The sequence below is a fragment of the Corynebacterium marquesiae genome, from assembly GCF_030229635.1.
Taxonomy (GTDB): Bacteria; Actinomycetota; Actinomycetes; order Mycobacteriales; family Mycobacteriaceae; genus Corynebacterium; species Corynebacterium marquesiae.
The window spans coordinates 1-1,317 of the sequence record NZ_JASPII010000035.1 but is presented as its reverse complement, the minus strand read 5'-3'; the positions used below and the strand labels follow the sequence as shown (position 1 = coordinate 1,317).

At 57.5% G+C, this 1,317-nt stretch carries 1 protein-coding gene; it reads right to left on the bottom strand.

The genetic code is table 11. From position 1 onward, the window contains the following. Nucleotides 1–97 precede the first annotated feature (97 nt). A partial coding sequence (locus QP971_RS11250; RefSeq protein WP_431831089.1) for an IS256 family transposase occupies nucleotides 98–1,317 on the bottom strand: 1,220 nt, incomplete at its 5' end.

Here is a 1,317-nt window from a genome sequence, read left to right as displayed (position 1 = left end):
GGTCAAGTCCTGGGTAGTGGTGTATCTGTTTTCGAATCTGGGGTTAGTTTCATGGCGGTGGTTTAGGGGCCATCTCGGGGATAAGGGGTGAGGGTATTCACGCGGCGATCTCCTGGTTGTTGTCGCGGTCCTCGTCGATGACCCCAGCGGCGATGATCTCTTTGGTCTGTGCCAGGCTGGTCAGTGACATATAACGCTTCTGTTGGATCCAGTCATCGTGCTGTTCGGCCAACACCGCCCCAACAAGGCGCACAACAGCGTCTCGGTTTGGGAAGATTCCTACGACATCGGTACGCCGGCGGATCTCCCTATTGAGCCGTTCAGTGGGGTTATTCGACCAGATTTTGGTCCACACCGCTCTCGGCGCAGCGGTAAACGCCAACAGCTCGTCGAGACACTCCTCGAGGTAGGTGGCAACGTGAGGGAATTTCTGCTGGCAGAATTCAATAACCTCACGAGCTTGGGCCCACACACTAGCGGCATCGGGTTGCTGAAAGATTGTGTGAAACATCGCTGACAGAGTCGGCCATTGGTTTTTGGGAACCTGGGCCGAGAGGTTCTTCGCGAAGTGCGTTCGACACCGCTGCCAACTAGCCTGCGGCAGGCAGTCACCCACGGCTGCTTGAATACCAAGATGGGCATCACTAGTAACGAGGAATACCCCGGTCAGGCCACGGGCGATGAGGTCCCGAAAGAACCCGGTCCACGACGCGGTAGATTCCGCGGTGGCAACCTGCATGCCCAAAAGCTCTCGGTAGCCGTCAGCGTTGACACCTGTGGCCAGCAACACGCTGGTCTTTACGACACGTCCTCCTTCCCGCACCTTCATTGTCAGCGCGTCGCAGGAGACAAAGTGGTAGGGGCCTTGGTCAAGCCGGCGGGTGCGGAAGTCATCGACCATGTCATCGAGTTCTTTGGCCATCTGGCTGACCTGAGACTTCGACAAGTTGTTGATCCCAAGGGTGGCCACCAGGTCGTTCATCCTGCGAGTGGAGACTCCTTTCAGGTAACAGGTGGCGATGACTGTGGTCAAGGCACGCTCGGTGCGGCTGCGGCGCTCTAGCAGCCAGTCAGGGAAAAATGCGCCGGTGCGTAGCTTCGGGATTGCCACATCAATGCTGCCGACTCGGGTATCAAGTTGGCGATGACGGTAGCCATTACGTGTGTTGGTGCGCTCGGCTGACACGGTGGCGTAATCAGCCCCGCAGACGGTGTCTGCTTGGGCGGAAAGAATCTGGTTGATGAAGTCAGTGAGCATTTGGCGCATCAAATCTGGGGACGCTTGAGTCAGTAGCTCTTCGAGATACGCGGTCGGAT